This window comes from Anaeromyxobacter oryzae (genome assembly GCF_023169945.1).
GTDB classification, from domain to species: Bacteria; Myxococcota; Myxococcia; order Myxococcales; family Anaeromyxobacteraceae; genus Anaeromyxobacter; species Anaeromyxobacter oryzae.
Genome location: NZ_AP025591.1, coordinates 4,200,838 through 4,217,857, shown reverse-complemented (window position 1 = coordinate 4,217,857; position 17,020 = coordinate 4,200,838). Strand labels below are relative to the sequence as shown.

General features: G+C 75.1%; 16 protein-coding genes. 5 read left to right on the top strand and 11 right to left on the bottom strand.

Going from position 1 to position 17,020, the window contains the following annotated elements:
• Positions 1-3: 3 nt before the first annotated feature.
• Together AMOR_RS18420 and AMOR_RS18415 are read right to left on the bottom strand one after the other, a co-directional pair.
• A complete protein-coding gene (locus AMOR_RS18420) occupies positions 4-768 on the bottom strand; it encodes a hypothetical protein (protein ID WP_248353116.1) in 765 nt (254 codons plus the stop codon).
• Positions 765-2,462 carry a zinc-ribbon domain-containing protein gene (locus AMOR_RS18415; RefSeq protein WP_248353115.1) on the bottom strand — a complete coding sequence of 566 codons (1,698 nt, stop codon included), beginning with the start codon at positions 2,460-2,462 and terminating at the stop codon, positions 765-767. The genes AMOR_RS18420 and AMOR_RS18415 overlap by 4 nt, the downstream gene beginning before the upstream one ends.
• A 109-nt stretch (positions 2,463-2,571) precedes the next feature.
• Here AMOR_RS18415 and AMOR_RS18410 point away from each other — a divergent pair, with 109 nt between their 5' ends.
• Positions 2,572-3,183 (top strand): polyhydroxyalkanoate synthesis regulator DNA-binding domain-containing protein, encoded by a 612-nt coding sequence (locus AMOR_RS18410; RefSeq protein ID WP_248353114.1) that lies wholly within the window; start codon positions 2,572-2,574, stop codon positions 3,181-3,183.
• 5 nt (positions 3,184-3,188) lie between these two features.
• Here AMOR_RS18410 and AMOR_RS18405 read toward each other — a convergent pair whose 3' ends face one another.
• Both AMOR_RS18405 and AMOR_RS18400 read right to left on the bottom strand, forming a co-directional pair.
• On the bottom strand, positions 3,189-3,977 hold the full coding sequence (locus tag AMOR_RS18405; protein ID WP_248353113.1) for a ParA family protein: 789 nt from the start codon (positions 3,975-3,977) through the stop codon (positions 3,189-3,191).
• Between the two features lie 16 nt (positions 3,978-3,993).
• On the bottom strand, positions 3,994-4,338 hold the full coding sequence (locus AMOR_RS18400) for a phasin family protein (protein WP_248353112.1): 345 nt from the start codon (positions 4,336-4,338) through the stop codon (positions 3,994-3,996).
• A gap of 45 nt (positions 4,339-4,383) precedes the next feature.
• On the opposite strand from AMOR_RS18400, the gene AMOR_RS18395 reads away from it, so the two are divergent.
• The 4 genes from AMOR_RS18395 to AMOR_RS18380 are packed head-to-tail and all read left to right on the top strand — an operon-like array spanning position 4,384 to position 8,002.
• A complete protein-coding gene (locus AMOR_RS18395; RefSeq protein WP_248353111.1) occupies positions 4,384-5,325 on the top strand; it encodes an ArsA family ATPase in 942 nt (313 codons plus the stop codon).
• Positions 5,322-6,452, top strand: coding sequence for an ArsA family ATPase (locus AMOR_RS18390; RefSeq protein WP_248353110.1), 1,131 nt, complete (start codon positions 5,322-5,324; stop codon positions 6,450-6,452). The genes AMOR_RS18395 and AMOR_RS18390 overlap by 4 nt, the downstream gene beginning before the upstream one ends.
• Positions 6,453-6,464: 12 nt before the next feature.
• Positions 6,465-6,875, top strand: coding sequence for a secondary thiamine-phosphate synthase enzyme YjbQ (locus AMOR_RS18385; protein WP_248353109.1), 411 nt, complete (start codon positions 6,465-6,467; stop codon positions 6,873-6,875).
• Positions 6,876-6,883: 8 nt separating this feature from the next.
• The gene (locus tag AMOR_RS18380) at positions 6,884-8,002 is read left to right on the top strand and encodes a tetratricopeptide repeat protein (protein WP_248353108.1); all 1,119 of its coding nucleotides are present in this window, start codon (positions 6,884-6,886) and stop codon (positions 8,000-8,002) included.
• A gap of 987 nt (positions 8,003-8,989) precedes the next feature.
• On the opposite strand, the gene AMOR_RS18375 is transcribed toward AMOR_RS18380, so the two are convergent.
• The 7 genes from AMOR_RS18375 to AMOR_RS18345 all read right to left on the bottom strand — a co-directional run bounded on the left by AMOR_RS18375 (position 8,990) and on the right by AMOR_RS18345 (position 17,002).
• On the bottom strand, positions 8,990-9,643 hold the full coding sequence (locus tag AMOR_RS18375) for a hypothetical protein (RefSeq protein WP_248353107.1): 654 nt from the start codon (positions 9,641-9,643) through the stop codon (positions 8,990-8,992).
• A gap of 23 nt (positions 9,644-9,666) precedes the next feature.
• Positions 9,667-10,584, bottom strand: a complete 918-nt coding sequence (locus tag AMOR_RS18370) for a HAMP domain-containing protein (protein WP_248353106.1) — start codon at positions 10,582-10,584, stop codon at positions 9,667-9,669.
• A 45-nt stretch (positions 10,585-10,629) separates the two neighbouring features.
• Entirely contained in the window at positions 10,630-11,382 is a 753-nt protein-coding gene (locus AMOR_RS18365; RefSeq protein WP_248353105.1) for a roadblock/LC7 domain-containing protein, read from the bottom strand.
• 2 nt (positions 11,383-11,384) lie between these two features.
• Positions 11,385-11,708: a hypothetical protein gene (locus tag AMOR_RS18360; RefSeq protein ID WP_248353104.1), complete on the bottom strand. Its 324-nt coding sequence runs from the start codon at positions 11,706-11,708 to the stop codon at positions 11,385-11,387.
• A 58-nt stretch (positions 11,709-11,766) separates the two neighbouring features.
• A complete protein-coding gene (locus AMOR_RS18355) occupies positions 11,767-13,674 on the bottom strand; it encodes a serine/threonine-protein kinase (protein WP_248353103.1) in 1,908 nt (635 codons plus the stop codon).
• An 8-nt stretch (positions 13,675-13,682) separates the two neighbouring features.
• Complete coding sequence (locus tag AMOR_RS18350; protein ID WP_248353102.1) at positions 13,683-15,809, bottom strand: DUF4388 domain-containing protein; 2,127 nt, start codon at positions 15,807-15,809, stop codon at positions 13,683-13,685.
• Between the two features lie 236 nt (positions 15,810-16,045).
• Positions 16,046-17,002, bottom strand: coding sequence for a TraB/GumN family protein (locus tag AMOR_RS18345; RefSeq protein WP_248353101.1), 957 nt, complete (start codon positions 17,000-17,002; stop codon positions 16,046-16,048).
• Positions 17,003-17,020: the final 18 nt, after the last annotated feature.

Genomic DNA, 17,020 nt, shown 5'->3' with positions numbered 1-17,020 from the left:
CCCTCAGGCCATCCGCGGCAGGCGCGCCGCCGCGAGGCGCCGCGCGAGCGCGCGGACCAGCGGGTGGACCGTCCCGTCGCGCGCGACGTCCGCGAGGTCCGCGGCCGCGAGGAAGGGCAGGAGCTCGAGCGCGACGCCCGTCTCGACGTAGGGGTTCCGCGCGATGGCGAGCGCCACGGCCGGGCGGGTGCGCCAGCGCCGCGTCTCGAGCAGGCACCGCAGCGTCCCCGGCCGGATGGGGCGGCGCGCGGCGATCCGGACGACGAACTCCTCGGTGAGCTGCGGGTTGCGCAGCAGCTCCCGGACGACCACCGGCTCCCCCTCCGCCGCGAGACGCGCGAGCAGGTCGGGATCACGGTTCGCGCGCGCGAGCGCCTTCTTGTGCCCGAGCGTGAGGTGCGCCAGGCGAGTATCGGCGCGATCCCGCGGCGCCTCGTACGACCGGAGCGGCGGTGGCGCGACGAGGAGGCCGGACACCTCGGCGAGGCCGCGCTCGACCGCGGCGGCGTAGAGCTCGGCGCGCCAGGCGTAGGACAGCAGCGGCTCGGGCCGCGAGAGGGCCTGGCCGACGGCGGCCCAGCCGGCGCGCTCGCCGGCGCCGCCGCTGCGCGCGAGCGCGGCGAGGAGATCGACCGCGGTCTCCGGGTCCATCGCGGCGAGCGCGCGCGCGGCCGCGTGGACGCGGAGAGCACCCTCCTCGTAGGCGGCGAGCCGCCGCGCGAGGGCCCGCGCCGCGCCCGATGCCTCGGGCCCGGCGAGCCCCTTCATCGCGCGGCCCCCGCCCCCGGCCTCGCCGCCACCCGCACCGAGGCGCCCGCGAGCTCCGCCGGGACGTCGCCGATCGCGACGAGGAACGCCACCCGCTCGCCCGGCCGGATCGCCGCAGGCGCCCGACCGCGGACCGTCGCGGAGAGGACCTCGAGCGCCGGCGCGTCCGCCGAGCCGTAGAGCTCCTCGGCCGTCGGGATCGCGCCGGCGGGCGCGGCACCCCGGGCGATCACCCTCCCGTCGCGGACGATCTCCACGTCCACGGTGACGCCGCCGACCGGCGCCGCGGCGTGCGAGACGACTTCGCCGCGTACGAACAGGACCGGCGGCGCGTTCGCGCGATCGTAGAGGCCGCTCGTGACGCCCTCCGTCGCGAGCGCCGCCGTGCGAGCGCCCTCGCGTGCGAGCGCGCCGAGGACGGCAGACGGACGGAGCGCGCTCGCCCCGGCGCCGGCCTCGCCGCGCCAGACCACGCGGAACGCGAGGGCGACGACCAGGAGGGCGGCGAGCGCGACGGCGTTCACCGCGACGGCCCGGAGGCGCGCGCCGCGGCCGCCCGGGATCCGGGCGAGCCCGGCGGCGGCGGCGTCCTCCGCCTCCGCCGTGGCGACCGCGCGCGGGGAGGAGCTTCGCGCGGAGGTGGCCGCTCCCGCCGCCGCGGGAGGAACCGGAGGCGCCGCGGGTGCGTCCGGCGACGGCGCCGGGGTCGGCTCCGTCGCGAGCGCGAGCGCGCCGTCGTCACCGCCCGAGTAGAAGGTCACCTCGCTCGGATCCGCGAACCCGATCTCGGCCGCGGCCGCGGGCGCCGGATCGGGCGCGGGGAGCGGATCGTCGGGCGCCGGCAGCTCGGAGCCGGCGGCGCGGATGCCACGCGCGGGGCCCGGCGTGGTGCGGTCCTCGAGCGCGAGGTCGGCGCCGGGGCCGCCGCCGAGGTCGGGCGAGGGAGCGCCGGCGGGCTCGGCAGCGAGGTCGAAGTCGCCGGAGAAGTCGAGCTCGGCCGGCGCGACGGTCGAGGCCGCGGGCGCGGGCGTCCGGTCGGCGATCTCGAGCCCGGCGCCGGCACCGGGCATGGGCGGCGGCGCGGGCGAGCGAGGGGGCGCGCTCGCGCCCGCAGGAGCGTGCCCGAGCAGCGCCGAGAGGTCCGTGACGGGCAGGTCGGAGCCCCGGGACGGCTGCGCCCGGGGCGTCACGACGGCCGCGAAGGGATCAGCGATCGCCGCGAACGGGTCGTCGGCCCGCGCCCGCGCCCCGCGGCTGGCGGCGGGGGCGAAGGGATCCGGGGCCGCGGGAGCGAAGGGATCCCCGGCGGGCCCCGGGAACGGATCTGCGCCGGCGGCCGCGACACTCTGCGGCGCCGCGAACGGGGTGCCGGCGCCGGGCGCGCCAAAAGGGTCGGCGGCGGGACCGCCAGGCGCCGGCGAGGACGGCCCGGGCCGCGCGAGCGCGGCCGCGAACGGGTCGTCCGGCGCAGGCCGACCTGCGGGCGCCACCTCGAGCTCGACGTTCGGCATCACGCGCGCCGGCCGGGGCGGGGCTACCGCCGGGGCGCCGCCGGCCACCGGCATCGTCCCGAGATCCCTGTGGACGAGGAAGACGTCCTGGCACCGCGAGCAGCGAACCTTCGCGCCGCGCGGGCCGACCTTCTCGTCGGCGACCTTGAACTTCGCCTGGCAGCGCGTGCAGATGACGATCATGCGGCCCCGCTCGGGACTGCGAGATTACACCGCGAACGCGCTTGACACCAAGCGCCACCGACAGAACAATCCTCGGGATCCTGCACACTTACCGCCGCCCTGGGACCACATGACCGACGAGCGCACTGAGGGTACGGAACAGGCCGCAGGAACGACCGCGCCGGCGGGAGTCGAGCCGAAGGTCATCAAGCGTTACACGAACCGGAAGCTCTACGACACCGTGGAGAGCCGCTACGTCACGCTCGACGAGATCGCCGAGATGATCAAGGCGGGCGGTGAGGTGAAGATCATCGACAACCGGACGAAGGAGGATCTCACGTCCGTGACCCTCGCCCAGATCATCTTCGAGGAGGAGAAGAAGACCTCCAAGATGAGCCTCGAGACCCTCCGGGCGCTGATCCGCCAGGGCAGCGAGGTGGCCCAGCGGCTCGTGGAGGGGACCCAGGAGCAGCTCCGCGGCCGCGTGGACGCGGTGAAGGCCGCCGCCGAGCAGCGGGTCCAGAGCCTGCTCACGCGCGGCCAGGCGACGAGCGACCGGGCGAAGGAGCTGGTCCAGGCGTCCCAGGAGAGCGTCGCCGCGATGCAGAAGAAGGTCGACGAGCGCGTCCGGGCCGCGATGGAGGGGATGTCGAACCTCGCCGAGGTCCGGCGGCAGCTCGACGAGATCGGGCAGCGGATCGAGGGGCTCGAGCGGCGCGTCGAGGAGCTCTCGAAGAAGTAGTCCGGCTACGCCCCGCCAGCGGCGCGGAGCGCCGGCGCGCGAGAGAGGATCTCGTCCCCGATGGCGGCGAGCGCCGTCGCGCCGGACGAGCGCGGCGCGTACTCGAAGATCGTGCGCCCGTGGCTCTGGGCCTCGTCGACCTTCACGGACCATCCGAGCACGGTCCTCGAGAGCGCGTCCGGGAAGCGCTCGTGGAGCTTCGCGAGGATCTCGTCCGCGAGCTGCGTCTTCCGGTAGAGGGTCGGGACCACGAGGAGGAGCTCCGGCGCGCGGCCGCGCTCCGCGCGGAGCCGGTCCAGGCTCTGGAGGATCTCGGCGCAGCCGTCGAGGGCGAGGTAGGTGAGCGCGACCGGGATGACGAGCTCCCGCGCGCCGCGGAGGACGTTCTCCGTCACGAGCGACTGCGAGGGGGGCGCGTCCACGAGCACCGCGTCGTAGCGCCCCTCCCGGATCGTCCCGAGCCGCTCGTCGAGACGGTCGGCGCGGTCGGGGGCGGGCGCCACCGCGACGGGGAACCCCGAGAGATCCTTGTTCGCGGGCACGAGGTCGAGATTCTCGACGCCGGTGGGCCGGACCACGTCGTCGAACCCGACGGTGTAGTCGAGGAGCCAGTCGTGCACGGTCGGCGAGAGCCCGCGCACGTCCAGGCCGAGCGACTTCCCCGCGTGGCCCTGCGTGTCCATGTCCACGACGAGGACGCGCTTGCCGCGCGCGGCGAGCCGCGCCGCCACGTTCACGCACAGCGTCGTCTTGCAGGTGCCGCCCTTCTCGTTGATGAAGGCGATCCGCCGCATGGGTCCCGGCGGCGCGCTAGGCGGCGTCGTCCGGCTCGTCGGCCTCGTGGCGGGCGCGCGCCGCCGCGGGCGGCGCGTCGACCCGGGCGGAGAGGCCGTCGATCATCGACTCGAGCTCCTCGAGCTTCCGCTTGAGGGAGGCGACGTCGTCCCGCGACGGGAGGTTCGCCGCGTGGAGCGCCTGCTGCACGCCCCGCTCGAAGGTCTCCCTCGCCTGCATCGCCGAGGTGACGAGGCTCGAGAGGCCCGTGGTGACGCGGTCGCTCGCGAGGAGCTTGCCGACCACCTTCCCCATCCCCTCCTCGCCGGCCGCGAGGGCCCGCTTCAGCACGGGATTCCGGAGCACGTCTTCGAGGCGCATAGATGGTGGACTTGTCACCCTCCCCTCGCTAGCTTGTCAAGCCTCGTGGGCCTCCCGACCCTTCTCGAGCGACGCCTCGTCATCGTCACGGGGAAGGGCGGCGTGGGGAAGTCGACCGTGACGGCCGCGCTCGCCCTGCTCGCCGCCCGGTCCGGGAAGCGCGTGCTCGTCTGCGAGGTGAACGCGCAGGAGCGGATCGCACCGCTTCTCGGCGCGCCGGCGGCGGGCCACGCCACGCGGCAGGCGCGGCCCGGGATCTCGACGGTCAACGTCACCCCGCCGGACGCGATGCGCGAGTACGGCCTCATGGTCCTCCGGTTCCGGACCATCTACGAGGCCGTCTTCGAGAACCGGGTGGTGAAGTACTTCCTGAGAGTCGTGCCGTCCCTCGCCGAGCTCGTCATGCTCGGGAAGATCCTCCACGAGGCGCGGACGGAGGAGCGCGGACGCCCGCGGTGGGACCTCGTGCTCGTCGACGCGCCGGCGACCGGCCACGCCGTCCAGCTGCTGCGGGTGCCGAGCGCCCTCCTCGACACCGTGCCCGGCGGACCGCTGCGGCACGACGCGGAGTGGATGGAGGCGATGCTGGTCGACCCGGCGCAGACCGCGATCGCCCTCGTCACGCTCCCCGAGGAGATGCCGGTGAACGAGGCCATCGAGCTCGACGGCCAGATCCGCGAGGTGCTCGGGATGCCGCGCGCGGCGCTCTTCGTGAACGCGATGCCCGACGCGCGGTTCACGCCCGAGGAGGCGGCGCTGCTCGCGCCGCTCGCCGCCGCCGCGCCGCCGCTCGGGCCCGCGGCGCAGGCGGGGCGCCTCCAGGCGCTCCGCGCCGAGCAGGCCGGGCGCTACCTCGCGCGCGCCCGGGCGGCGCTGGATCTCCCCACCTGCGTCCTCCCGCTCCTCCCCATCGCGGAGTGGGGACCTGCGGCCGTCGAGGAGATCGCCGCCGCGATCGCCGCGGCGCCGCCCGGGAGCCTCGCGTGAGCGCGGTTTCCGAGAGCATCGCGCCGCGGCGGATCGCGGTGTGCGTCGGGTCGGGCGGCGTGGGCAAGACCACCGTCGCCGCGACCATCGCGCTCCAGCGGGCGCTCCGGGGGGGCCGGGCCCTGGTCTGCACGATCGATCCGGCGCGGCGGCTCGCGAACGCGCTCGGCCTCTCGACCCTCGGCAACGTCGAGTCCCGCGTCCCCGAGCACAAGTTCGCCGAGGCCGGCCTGCACCCGAAGGGCGAGCTCTTCGCGATGATGCTCGACGTGAAGCGCACGTGGGACGACCTCGTGACGCGCCACGCGCCCGACCCGGCCCGCCGCGAGCGCATCCTGAGGAACCGCCTGTACCAGCAGATGTCGGCCGCCCTCGCCGGCTCGCAGGAGTACATGGCGATGGAGAAGCTCTACGAGCTCGCGACCGATCGTGACTACGATCTGATCGTCCTCGACACGCCTCCGACCGCGCACGCGCTCGACTTCCTCGACGCCCCGGACCGCATCCTGGACTTCCTCGGCAACGAGACTGCGCGGGCGGTCCTCGCGCCGGCGCTCGGGGCGGGGCGCCTCGGCCTCCGGCTCGCGCAGCTCGGGGGCGGGTACATCGCGAAGACCCTCGCGCGCTTCACCGGGCAGGAGGTGCTCGGCGACCTCGGCGACTTCCTCCAGGGCTTCCAGGGCATGTACGACGGCTTCAAGGAGCGGGCCGCGGCGGTCCGCGCGCTCCTCTCGCGCGCCGAGGTCGGGTTCGTCCTGGTCTGCTCCCCGTCCGCCGTCTCCATCGACGAGGCGCTCGCGTTCCACGAGCGCCTCCACGCGGAGTCGATGCCGATCGCCGGCCTCGTCGTGAACCGCCTCACGCCTGACCTCTGGCCCGCCGGGGCGGGCCCGCTCCCCGCGGCGGAGGCGCTCGCGCCGGAGCTGGCGGCGGCGGGCGCGGCGGCGGACGATCTGGCCAGGCGCCTGGCCTCCACGCTCGCCGATCACCAGGCGCTCGCGACGGCCGAGCGACGGGCGCTCGCCCCCCTGCTCGAGCGCGTGACGACCGCCCAGGCGCTCGTCCCACGCCTCGAGACGGACGTGCACGACCTCGCGGGCCTCGCCAGGCTGGCCGAGGGGCTCTAACATGCCGGACGGATGCGCCTGCCGGACCTCTCCGTCGAGACCCACGCGAAGGCCGAGCTCGTCGAGATCACCGGCGAGATCCGGGCCGCGCTCCGCGCCGCGGGCGTGACCGACGGGCTGCTCGTCGTCTACGTCCCGCACACCACGGCCGGCGTGACGATCCAGGAGAACGCCGACCCGGATGTGAAGGCCGACTTCCTCCTCGCGCTCGAGAACGCCGTCCCCGCCCGGCCGCCGCGCGGCGCCTACCGGCACGCGGAGGGGAACAGCGACGCGCACGTGAAGACGGCGCTCGTCGGGACTTCCGCCACGGTGATCGTCGAGCGCGGCGCGCCCGTGCTCGGCACCTGGCAGGGGATCTACCTCTGCGAGTTCGACGGGCCGCGGCGCCGGACCGTGAGCCTCAAGGTGCTCCCCGGGTGACCCCGCACATGACCCTCCGCCGGACCGCGACGCTCGTCGCGCCGTTCATCCTCATCGCCTGCGCCGGGGCCCGCGCGCCGCGCCCAGCCGACGCCGCCGCCGCGCCGGCGGGCGCCTCGACCCCGCAGCACCTCGCCTTCCCCCCCGAGGAGGTGAAGGTCTCGCCGACCGACCTCGAGCTCGAGGGGAAGAACGACGAGGAGCTGTTCGCCATCGGGACCGCCGCGTACGGCGCGGGCGAGTACGCGCGCGCGGCCGCGGCGTTCGCCCGGCTCGCCGACCTCTTCCCCACCTCGCGGCACGAGGCGGCGGCGCTGTTCGACGCGGGGCTCGCGTACCAGCACCTCGACGAGTGGCGCCTCGCGCTCGAGCGCTTCCGGACGGTGGAGCGGAAGTACGAGGGGCCGGACGCGCTCGAGGCGAGCTTCAAGATCGCGGACTGCCTCTACTACCTGCACGAGCTCGACGAGGCGCACGCGCGGCTCGAGGCGATCCTGCGCCGCGACGGCCTCGACCCGGCGCTGCGGATCCGCGCGCTCGCACAGCGCGGCGTCCTGGAGCTCGAGGGCGGCAAGACCGAGGACGCGGAGAAGAGCTTCCGGCTCGCCCTCGGCGCGTGGCAGGGCGCGAGCGACCAGGAGCGGCTCGACCCGTACTACCCGTCGCTCGCGCAGTACTACCTCGGCGAGACGTACCGGACCTGGTTCCGCGCGCTGCCGCTCGATCCCTCGAGCGGAGACGAGGAGCGGCTCCGGCAGGACCTGGAGCACAAGGCCGAGATGCTGCTGTCGGCGCAGGGCCACTACCTCCGCGCGATCCGGATGGGCGACGACCGCTGGGCGGTCGCTGCCGGCTTCCGCATCGGCGAGCTGTACGACGAGCTCCGGCGGCAGCTGCTCGACGCGCCGCTCCCGCCCGGCCTCGACGAGGAGCACGCGGCCGCGTACCGGTCGGAGCTCCGCAGGAAGGTGCGCGTCCTCGCCACGAAGGCCATCTCGGCGTACGACCAGACCCTCGCCCGCGCCGCCCGGTCCGGCGTGGACGACCTGCGCTTCCTCTCGGACGCGCAGGAGTCGCTGGCGCGCCTCAAGTCCGCGCTCGCGGAGGACGCGCCGCCGGGGACGTGAGGGGCAACTCGGGATCGAATCACATCGGCACGTTCCGAGTGCGCTCGTGCGTCCATCCGCCAGCAGCCCGATCGCCGACTGAAGCGGAGAAAGCCGGACCGGGCCTTCGCGCCGGAGCGCAGGGACCGGGCGTTTCGTACGGACCGGCCCGCAGTACTTTAGCCGGCCTGTCACGGATCGCGTGCGGCCCCCCTCACCCCGGCCCTCTCCCCCCGCTGCGCTTCGCTTCGCGGGGGGAGAGGGAGGGATCTGGTGTGCCGGGCGAAGAGGACCAGCGCGAGGTCCGCGTCGAGGTCGGAGCTCGGGGTCGGGCGAGGGCGAGCGGCGAGGGCGAGCGGCGAGCGGCGAGCGGCGAAAGCGAGGCCGGGATCGCGAACGCCAACAGGCGCCGCGCCATACAGTCGGGGAGGCCCCCTCGCCCGCGCGCAGCCGCGTCGCTGCGTACGGACCCGATCGACAATACTTCAGCCGCGGTGCACGCGACGTGACACGCGAGCGCCCCACGGAACCGTTCGCTTCGCGCGACGCACGCCACGCCCGGGCGCGAGCGTGGCGCGTCCGGGCGTGCCGCGGCCCCGCGCGCTTCGGCGCCCGATCGACCTACGGCGCCCGGTCGCGAGTCCGCGGCGAGCACGGACGAGGGGGCCTCCACGCCGGCGCGGCGCCGTACCCCGGAGCGCCCAGCACCCGTCGCCGGGCGGACGCGAAAGTGAATGGGACCGAGATCGCTGACGGGAAGGCGCGAATGCGAACGTGACCCAAGGTGGCGCCGGTCACCGTCGCGGCTTGACGTTCAACACGGTTGCTCTCCCCCCGCTGGCACGGGGGGAGAGCGGGTACATCTCCAAGCCGATTCGAGCTTCCCGTTCGCGTCCGCGCTCGCGCTTCCCGTTCGCGCCCGCGCTCGCGCCAGTTCGCTTCTCGCGCTCCCGTTCGGGCGCGCGACGCGCTCCTGGAGAAGCAGCTCGACCCGACCTTCGAGGGCTCCTACAGCTCGCCCTTCGAGTCGACGGCCCGGAAGCCGATCCGCACCGCGCCCCAGTGCACGCCGCGGACGAAGACCGGCACCGAGAGATCCACCATCGTCTCGCCCGTGTCCCGCTGGTAGCGCTGGATGAGGAACGCGGCCTCGTTCTGCGCCGCGGCGAGCCCGGTCCGGTCGTTGAAGATGCGCTTCGTCCGGTTGTTCACGAGGTCGCTCGCCATGTTCCCGGTGAGCGGGAGCGAGTATCGCTGGTTGTGCGTCGGGAGGTAGCCGTACCGATCGACCATGACCGTGAAGATGATGGTCGGCGAGCGCGCGAGGATGCTCTCCTCGACGCCGAGGATGTCGCGGTCGGAGAGGCGGTCCCAGTCGGTCGTGAACTTGGGCGGGTCCGTGTTCGGCACGGGGTAGTAGAGGAAGCTGAACAGCTGGTCCTGCGTGACCTCCTTGCTCGCGATCCACCGCTCCAGCGTGTCGGTGCAGCGCCGGGCGAACTCGTTCGCGAGCGCGAGCATCTCCCGGTCCTGCGCCGAGAGGCCGTCGACCACGGCGGCGGGGACCGGCTTCGGCGCCCGCTGGGCGCGGGCGGTGGCGGGGGCCAGGGCGGCGAGCGCCAGGCCGAGGATCGCGCAGACCTCGAGGACGGAACGCTTCATGGTGTCGTCTCCTCCGGTGGCGGTCAGTGGCCGAGGCGCGTCATCGCGGCCTTCATGCTGACGCGCAGGCGGTCGATCGTCTTGGTGAGCCGGCCGATCTCGTCGACGGACGGCGACTTGACGGGCGTGTCGAGCTCCTCGCCCAGGCTGATCCGGTCGGCGGCCTCGGTGAGCGCGACGACCGGCTTCATCGCCCCGTGGACCACGAGGAACATGGCCCCCACGGTCACGAGCGCGAACATCCCGAACACCGCGATCAGGATGCCGATGAGCTGGCGCTGCCGGCCGGCGATGCGCTCCATCGAGACGGCCACCCGGAACCCGCCCCAGTGCTTCCCCTTCACGTAGATCGGCGAGGACACGTCCCACATCGTCTCGCCCGTGTCGCGGTTGTAGACCTGCAGCAGGCTCGGCTGCAGGTTCTTCGCCGCGGCGATGCCCACCGGGTCGTCGAAGATGCGCTTGGTGCGGTTGCCGGAGAGGTCCTTGGACGCGTCGCCGGTGAGGGGCTTCTGGTAGCGCGTGTTGTGCGTCGGCAGGTAGCCGTTCTCGTCGACGCCGACCGCGAACACGAAGTCCTGGTGCTCGAGGAACTTGTCCTGGAACACGAGCACCGCGCGGTCCGTCAGCGCGTCGTACCGGGTGTGGAACTTGGGCTTGTCGCCCCAGTCGTGGCCCTTGATCGGCGCGTAGCTCCGATCGAACACGTCGTTCACGGTCACGAGCCCCGCGTCGATCGCGCCGTCGAACACGTCGCCGTACTGGCGGGCGCCGATCGCGGCCGCTACCCGGGCCTTCTCGAGCGTGAGCTCCTCCATCTGCCGCGTCTGGTGGACGGTGATGACGGTGGCGGCGATCGCGGTGAGCGCGAGCGCCAGGACCGCGAGCTTCAGCGACACCTTCGCGCCGAGGCTCCTTCGGACCGCGAGAACGATGGACATCTCCTGACCTCCAAGAGTCGATCCAGGGGGTGGCCTGCTCTTCGGCTATCGGCTCTGCAGCGTGCTGCGGAACTTGGCCCGATCGTCGGCGTCCTCGATCTGGCCCGCGAGGTCGTCGAGGAGCGGCCCCGCGGAAGAGAGCGCGAACGGCGCGTCCGGCGACACGCGACGGACCGCCTCCTCCACGTACACCTTCGAGATGGGACCCACGTGACGCGCGAGCTCCTTCGCGCAGCGGGAGAGGAACGCGCCCGCCGCGGGATCCGCGACCGCCACGCGCGAGAGGCCGACGCTCGAGATCTTCGACCAGCTCAGGCCGGAGTTCGCGAGCACCGGCTTCGACTCCGACGGCAGGTGCGCCGACGAGGACGCCGCGGGCGGCGCGTGGGCGGCCGCCGCGAGGTCGTGCACCGAGGACGCGCCGGGGCCCGGGGGTGCCCCCTCGTCGAGCGCCTTCTTCAGCTTCGTCGCGGCGACCCGGATCGCCACCGTCGCGAACGAAGGGTTCAGCGCGGCGTCGGCGACGAGCGCGAGCACGTGCGTCTGACCGTCGCGGGCCGCGCCGAGGTTCCGGAGGAGGAGCTTGCCGTCGGCGAACTGCGCCGTGAGCCACTCCCAGTCGCGCTGCTGCAGCTGGACCGCGTCGGTCGCCCTCACGAGCGTGGCGCTGACCTGCTCGCAGAGCGCGCGGTCGTAGACGGCGTGACCGCGGGACGCGACCAGCCGGCCGGCGCCGTCGAACACGAGCGTCGCGCTCACGCCGGAGAGATCGAGCAGCGCCTGGAGGATGTTCTCCATGATCAGCCTCGTCCTTGCAGGGATGTCTCGAGAGCCTTCTCGACGCCGGCGTGGGCCGCCGCCGGCTCGACCGCCGCGGTCAGCACCGACCCGCCGCGGACGGCCAGGACGTGGGCGCGGTTCGCGCCCGCGAACGTGATCCGCTGCAGCGCGCCGAGGCCGAGGTGCTCCCCCGCCTCGAGGAGGCTCGTCACGACGAAGCCGGCGACCGCGGCGACCGTCTCGCCGTCCTCCTCGCGGAGGGCGTCGAGGAACGTGCCTCCGACGTCTCCCAGCACGGCGCTCCTCACCTCGGGGAGGCCGGCGATCAGCGCGAGCTCGGACATGGGTCGCTCCGTCGTTGTGCGACCGGCGCCTCACGGCGCGCCGGCTCTTCGGTCCAGGTCACGGCTTTCCTCTCGGCCAGGGCGGCAGGCCCGCGCCCCGGCGGCAAGCGTCGATCACGTCGATGACCTCCGTCGGCGGCCACCGGTCCGGCCGGCGCGGCAGCGTCGCCGGCGCGGCCGGGGACCAGCGCTCCCGGTCCGACGCCGCCCAGGCGTGCCACGACGAGAGCGTCCGGCGGCGCTCCGCGGCCGCGAGCCACAGCATGTTCTCGGCGATCCGGTTCACGCGCTCGAGCGCGCCCTCGGACCGGAGCGCCAGGAGGAGCAGCGCGTCCGGGGAGACGAGGATCGGCGGCGCACGCGGCGCGAGCGCCGCGTCGATCCACCCGCGGACGTGAGCGCCGATCTGCGCGCGGTCGAGGGCGGGCACGGCGACGAGCGTGAAGGCGTCGCCCCGGAGCGAGACCCCGGCGCGGGCGAGCGCCTCCGGGACCGCCGGCTCCGCGGCGAGCAGCAGCTTGAACGAGCGCGACCAGAGCGCCGCCTCGACGATGCGCACGAGGGCGCGCGGCGCGGCCTGCGTCGCGGGCACGCCGTCCAGGACGACGACCGGCGGCGCGCCGCGCGCGTGGTGCTCCTCGGTGAACCGCGCGACGAGCGCGTCCAGGCTCGCCTCGTCCGACGCCTCCTCGGGCACGCCGGCGGCGCGGCAGAGCCTCTGCAGGCAGGTCCGGCCCTCCCCGTCCGCGCCGGCGTCGAGCGCGATCGCGAGCCGCTCGCCGGAGAGCTCCGCCGCCGCCTGGCGGGAGAGCGCGCCGCAGCCGCTGTGCGGGCCGCCGCTCAGGAGCAGCACGGTCACGTCGTCGCGCGCCCACTCCGCGACGCGCGCCCGCACCGCCGCGAGCGGCTCGACGACGGAGGCTCCCTCGTCCGCGGGCACCGCCCCGGCGAACGGCCGGAGCCGGAACCCGAGCACGTCGGCGAGCGGCCCCGTCGCGCGCTCCGCGGGCGCGCGCGCCGCCGCGCGCGGCGTCGCGGGGCGGCGCGCGGCGGGACGGTACCCGGGCGCAGCGCCCGCGCCGGGCGCGGCCACGAGCTCCTGCAGCACGCGCCGCCCGTCCCAGAGCAGCGTCTGCGCGGACGCATGCCGCTCCCGCGGAGCCTTCGCGAGCGCCCGGGCGACGAGCGCGGCGCACGACTCCGGGAGGTTCGGCACGAGCGTCCGCGGGTCGGGCACCGGCGCCCGGAGGTGCGCCTGCTCGACCGACGCGACGTCGGGGCCGGGGAACGGGGGCGTCCCGGTGAGCAGGTGGAAGTAGGTCGCCCCGAGCGCGTAGACGTCCGATGCGGGGCTCGCGGGCTCGCCGCGCCAGATCTCCGGCGCCGTGTAGTACGGCGTCCCGACGCGGACGTGCGCGTTGCCGGCCCCGACCTCCGCCGACCCGAGCGCCATGCCGAAGTCGCCGAGCTTCGTCACCCCGTCCTCGCCGACCAGCAGGTTCGCCGGCTTCACGTCGCGGTGGACGACGCCCGAGCGATGCGCGGCGTCGAGCGCCGAGGCGGCCTGGAGCAGCATGTCCGTCGCGACGTCGGGCGCGATCCTGCCGGCCTTCGCGACGAGCGCCTCGGCGGAGCTGCCGACCACGTACTCCATCGCGATGTAGCAGTGGTCGCCGTGCCGCGCGGCCCCGTAGATCTGCACGACGCGAGGGTGGTTGATGCGCGCGACGAGCCGCGCCTCGGCGAGGAACCACTGGACGGGATCCTGCCCCTTCGCCTCCGCGACGCTCCAGGAGAGGATCTTGATGGCGGTGGGGCGGAGGAGCGCCTCGTCCTTCGCGAGGTACACGATGCCCATCCGCCCGCGCCCGATGATCCGCTCGAGGCGATAGTTCCCGAGCTTCAGCCCCACGAGCTTCGTGAGGTCGGCGCCGTCCGGCTCGGGCGTGGCGATCGAGCGGGGCATGGGTCCCGTCACGGCTTCGCGCCGGCCTCCGCGGGGCCGCGGGAGGCCTCGTCCATCTGCCGGAACACGTCGAGCAGCACCGCCTGCGGATCCACCGAGACGGGGAGCTCGCCGGGTGCGGCCTCGCCCTCGAGCTCGCGGCTGAACGCGAACTCACCGTCCTTCCAGGAGACGAGCTCCCGCACCACGAGCGCGATCTGGCGCTCGAGCGCCTCCTGCACGGCCCCGGCGTCGACGAGGCCGTCGCGGACCAGCCGCGCGCCGACGACCTGATCCGTCTGCTCCGCGCCGGCCGGGACCGCGCGGAGCGCCTGCGACCCGAGCTTCCCGGCGCGGACGAGGAGGTCCGCGACGCCGGGCGTCGCCGGCGACGCCGCGCCGGTGATGAAGCCCTCCCGGAAGCGCAGCGCCCCCATCCCCGCGGCGGTGCTGCACACGAGGAGCCCTGTACGGCGGGCGGTCCGGAGGAACTCGAGGAGATCGGGCAGCGCGAACACGCTCAGCCGTCCCGAGAAGACCGACTCGGTGCCGCCGGTCGCCGCCTGCTGCGCGCGCGCCAGGATCGACGACGACGACGGCCGCTGCGCCGGCGGGACCTCGGTGGCCGCTGGCCCTGCGACGACCGCACGCGGCGACGGCGGCTCGCCGCCGGTCTCGCGGGCGTTCGCGATGCAGCCGAGCCCCAGCATCACCGACGCGCGGTCGCCCGGCGAGAGCTCCTGCGAGAGCAGCGCCCGGAACATGCCGGCCGCGTCGTCGTACTTGCCGATCTTGAGGAGCATCCACGCCAGCGCCTCGCGCGCCTGGAGGAAGCCGGGCGACGTCCCGGCGATCCGCGCGAGCGCGCGGATCGAGCGCGCGCTCGGCGGCGCGTCGTGCTCGTGGAGGAACTCGGCGGCGTCGGCGCGCCCGACCTTGCCCTGCCGGATCGCCTCGATGAGGGCCCGCACGCGGTCCGCGGCCGGCGTGCGGAGCGGGCCGAGCAGCGCCTCCGCCGCGGCGAGATCGTCCCGCAGCAGGGCGCGCCGCGCCAGGAAGATCGGCGGCTCGTCCCAGGCGGGATCGCGCGCCGCCGCCTGGCGGGCGGCCTCGGCGGCCTCGTCCTCGCGCTGGAGCAGCGCGAGGATCCGCGCCTCGGCGAGCCAGGTCTGCGCGAGGCCCCAGGTGTCGGCGATCCGCTCGAAGCGGCCGCGCGCCTCGGCGAGCCACGCGAGCGCGCGGGCGGGGTCGCGGTCGTGCGCGAGCACCTCCGCGGCGACCCACTGGCTCACCGCGCGCGCCTCGATGTCGAGCTGCCGCCCGAGCTCCAGCGACTCCTTCACGTGGGCGCGCGCGGTCGGGAAGCTCCCTCGCTTCAGCGCGGCCCGCGCGCTCCAGTGCAGCGCGAGCCAGCGGAACGAGAGGTTCTGCTGCGACGGGGCGGCGAGCTCCCGCAGGATCCGGTCCCCGCCGACGCCGTCGCCCGCCATCACGCTCCCGACGCCCTCGAGGAGCAGCTCCAGCGCGTGCGCGCACTCCGCGGCGGGCAGCGGCTCGCTCCCGGGACGGCGCGCGCCGGCCGCCGCGGGCGCGAGCAGGTCGCGCTGGCGCGCGACGGCCTCGGTGAGATGGCCGCGCACGAGCGCCCTGCGCAGCGCGGCCCATGCATCGGGGCCCTGGCCGCCCCGGTCCGTCGCTCCCGCCGGCGCGGCACGGTCGGGCCGCCGCTCGACGACCTCCCGGGCCTGGCCGGACGGCGCGGGCGCGACGGTCGGAGCGGGCGGCGCCGCCGCTCTCTCCGCGGACCTCGGCGGCGCCGCCGGCGCGGTCGGATCCCCGGGGCGCACCCACGCGCTCGCCACGGCCTCCACGGCCTTCGTCGCCCGGAACGGATCGACGGCGACGAGGAGGAGCGCGTCGGGCCGGATGGCGGCCACCATCGCGGCGCCGGGGCCCTTCACGACGAGCAGCTCGAGCCCGGCGAGCCCGACGACGCTCCCGGCCGCGGCCAGGTCGGCGACGACGGAGGCGGCGGTCGCGACGGTCTCCGCCGGGAGCCGGGCGCCCGGCGTGCCCGCGAGCACGCGGCCTTTCAGATCCGCGGTGACGGCCGCGCGGACCTCGGACAGCCCATCGAACGAGGGTGGGAGGGTCATTCAGGACGTCGGCCGCGGAGTCGCGCGGTGCACGAGCGCCATCGCAGCCGGCGAGGACGTCCGCCGGTCGGCAACGCGCTCCGATGGGGATGCGGTGAACATCGGCGGCCCCTGGGTGGATCGAGCTGCACTTACGCGGCGATCAGTCCTGCACCGTCAGGCGATGGTAGGGACCGCGCGTGCGACGTGTCAATATGTCGCACGTTCACGGCACACACGGCGGGCCGCCACGAGACTCATTCCCGTGCGAGCTGCCGGACGCGGAGCCCGCGCGCGGCAAGCAGGGCCAGCAGGCCGCGATCGCCGACCAGGTGGCCTGCGCCGACGACGGCGAGGTGGACCCTCGGCGCGCCCGCGAGGGGCGCGAGCTTCTCCGCCATCGCGCGGTTCCGCGACCAGAACATCGCCTCGTAGGCGGGCGCGAGCACCGGATCGCCCAGATCCTCGAACGCGATCGCCTCGAACGTGGCGGTGTCCCCGGCGTGCCACGCCGCGGCGGCGGCGCGCGCGTGCTCCACCGTGCGCAGGCCACGGTGCAGCGACTTCGCGAGCGCGTGCAGGTCCACGGCCTCCGGCGTGCCCGTGAGCGCCGCGAACTGCTCGTCCGCCGTCTCGAGCTCGACGATGTCGCGCTTGCCCCGGGACCGGTCGAGGAGCCTCGCATCAAGGCCTGCCTTCTCGTCGAACCCCGCTGCCTTCAGATCGAAGAACGCGAGCATCATCGAGACGAGCCACGGGCGCATGCGGTCCGCGGCCGACTGCGGGAACCCCACGCGGTCGAGCTCCGCCGCGAGCAGTACCCGCGTCTCGTCGTCGAGGCGCGCGAACAGCGTCTGCGTCGGCGGGTACATGCCCTTCTCCAGGACCAGCTTCTGCATCTCGGCCGGAGACACGCGCTTCGGATCGAGCTCGACGACCAGGACCTCCGCGCGAGCGAGCGCCGCCTCGAACGACGGCGGAAGCTCGAACGTCTCGTCGCGGCCCAGGTGCATCGAGCCGGTCAGGTACAGCGGCCGGCCGGGCGCGTCCGGCCGCGTGATCTCCCACAGGAACGCGCGGGGCGCCGGCGCGGCAGCCACCGCCACGGGCGCAGCAGCGGGCGCGGGCCGCGCGCCGGCGCAGGCGGAGAGAGCGGAGAGGAGCGCGGCGGAGAGGGCGAGCGCGGCGGACGTGCGGCTGGGGCGGGAGCGCATGGAACCCGAGCAAACCAT

Excerpts from the sequence above, each read along its gene's own strand:
- AMOR_RS18420 (WP_248353116.1), bottom strand. The coding sequence starts at position 768 with ATGAAGGGGCTCGCCGGGCCCGAGGCATCGGGCGCGGCGCGGGCCCTC.
- AMOR_RS18415 (WP_248353115.1), bottom strand. The coding sequence starts at position 2,462 with ATGATCGTCATCTGCACGCGCTGCCAGGCGAAGTTCAAGGTCGCCGAC.
- AMOR_RS18410 (WP_248353114.1), top strand. The coding sequence starts at position 2,572 with ATGACCGACGAGCGCACTGAGGGTACGGAACAGGCCGCAGGAACGACC.
- AMOR_RS18405 (WP_248353113.1), bottom strand. The coding sequence starts at position 3,977 with ATGCGGCGGATCGCCTTCATCAACGAGAAGGGCGGCACCTGCAAGACG.
- AMOR_RS18400 (WP_248353112.1), bottom strand. The coding sequence starts at position 4,338 with ATGCGCCTCGAAGACGTGCTCCGGAATCCCGTGCTGAAGCGGGCCCTC.
- AMOR_RS18385 (WP_248353109.1), top strand. The coding sequence starts at position 6,465 with ATGCGCCTGCCGGACCTCTCCGTCGAGACCCACGCGAAGGCCGAGCTC.
- AMOR_RS18380 (WP_248353108.1), top strand. The coding sequence starts at position 6,884 with ATGACCCTCCGCCGGACCGCGACGCTCGTCGCGCCGTTCATCCTCATC.
- AMOR_RS18375 (WP_248353107.1), bottom strand. The coding sequence starts at position 9,643 with ATGAAGCGTTCCGTCCTCGAGGTCTGCGCGATCCTCGGCCTGGCGCTC.
- AMOR_RS18370 (WP_248353106.1), bottom strand. The coding sequence starts at position 10,584 with ATGTCCATCGTTCTCGCGGTCCGAAGGAGCCTCGGCGCGAAGGTGTCG.
- AMOR_RS18365 (WP_248353105.1), bottom strand. The coding sequence starts at position 11,382 with ATGGAGAACATCCTCCAGGCGCTGCTCGATCTCTCCGGCGTGAGCGCG.
- AMOR_RS18360 (WP_248353104.1), bottom strand. The coding sequence starts at position 11,708 with ATGTCCGAGCTCGCGCTGATCGCCGGCCTCCCCGAGGTGAGGAGCGCC.
- AMOR_RS18355 (WP_248353103.1), bottom strand. The coding sequence starts at position 13,674 with ATGCCCCGCTCGATCGCCACGCCCGAGCCGGACGGCGCCGACCTCACG.
- AMOR_RS18350 (WP_248353102.1), bottom strand. The coding sequence starts at position 15,809 with ATGACCCTCCCACCCTCGTTCGATGGGCTGTCCGAGGTCCGCGCGGCC.
- AMOR_RS18345 (WP_248353101.1), bottom strand. The coding sequence starts at position 17,002 with ATGCGCTCCCGCCCCAGCCGCACGTCCGCCGCGCTCGCCCTCTCCGCC.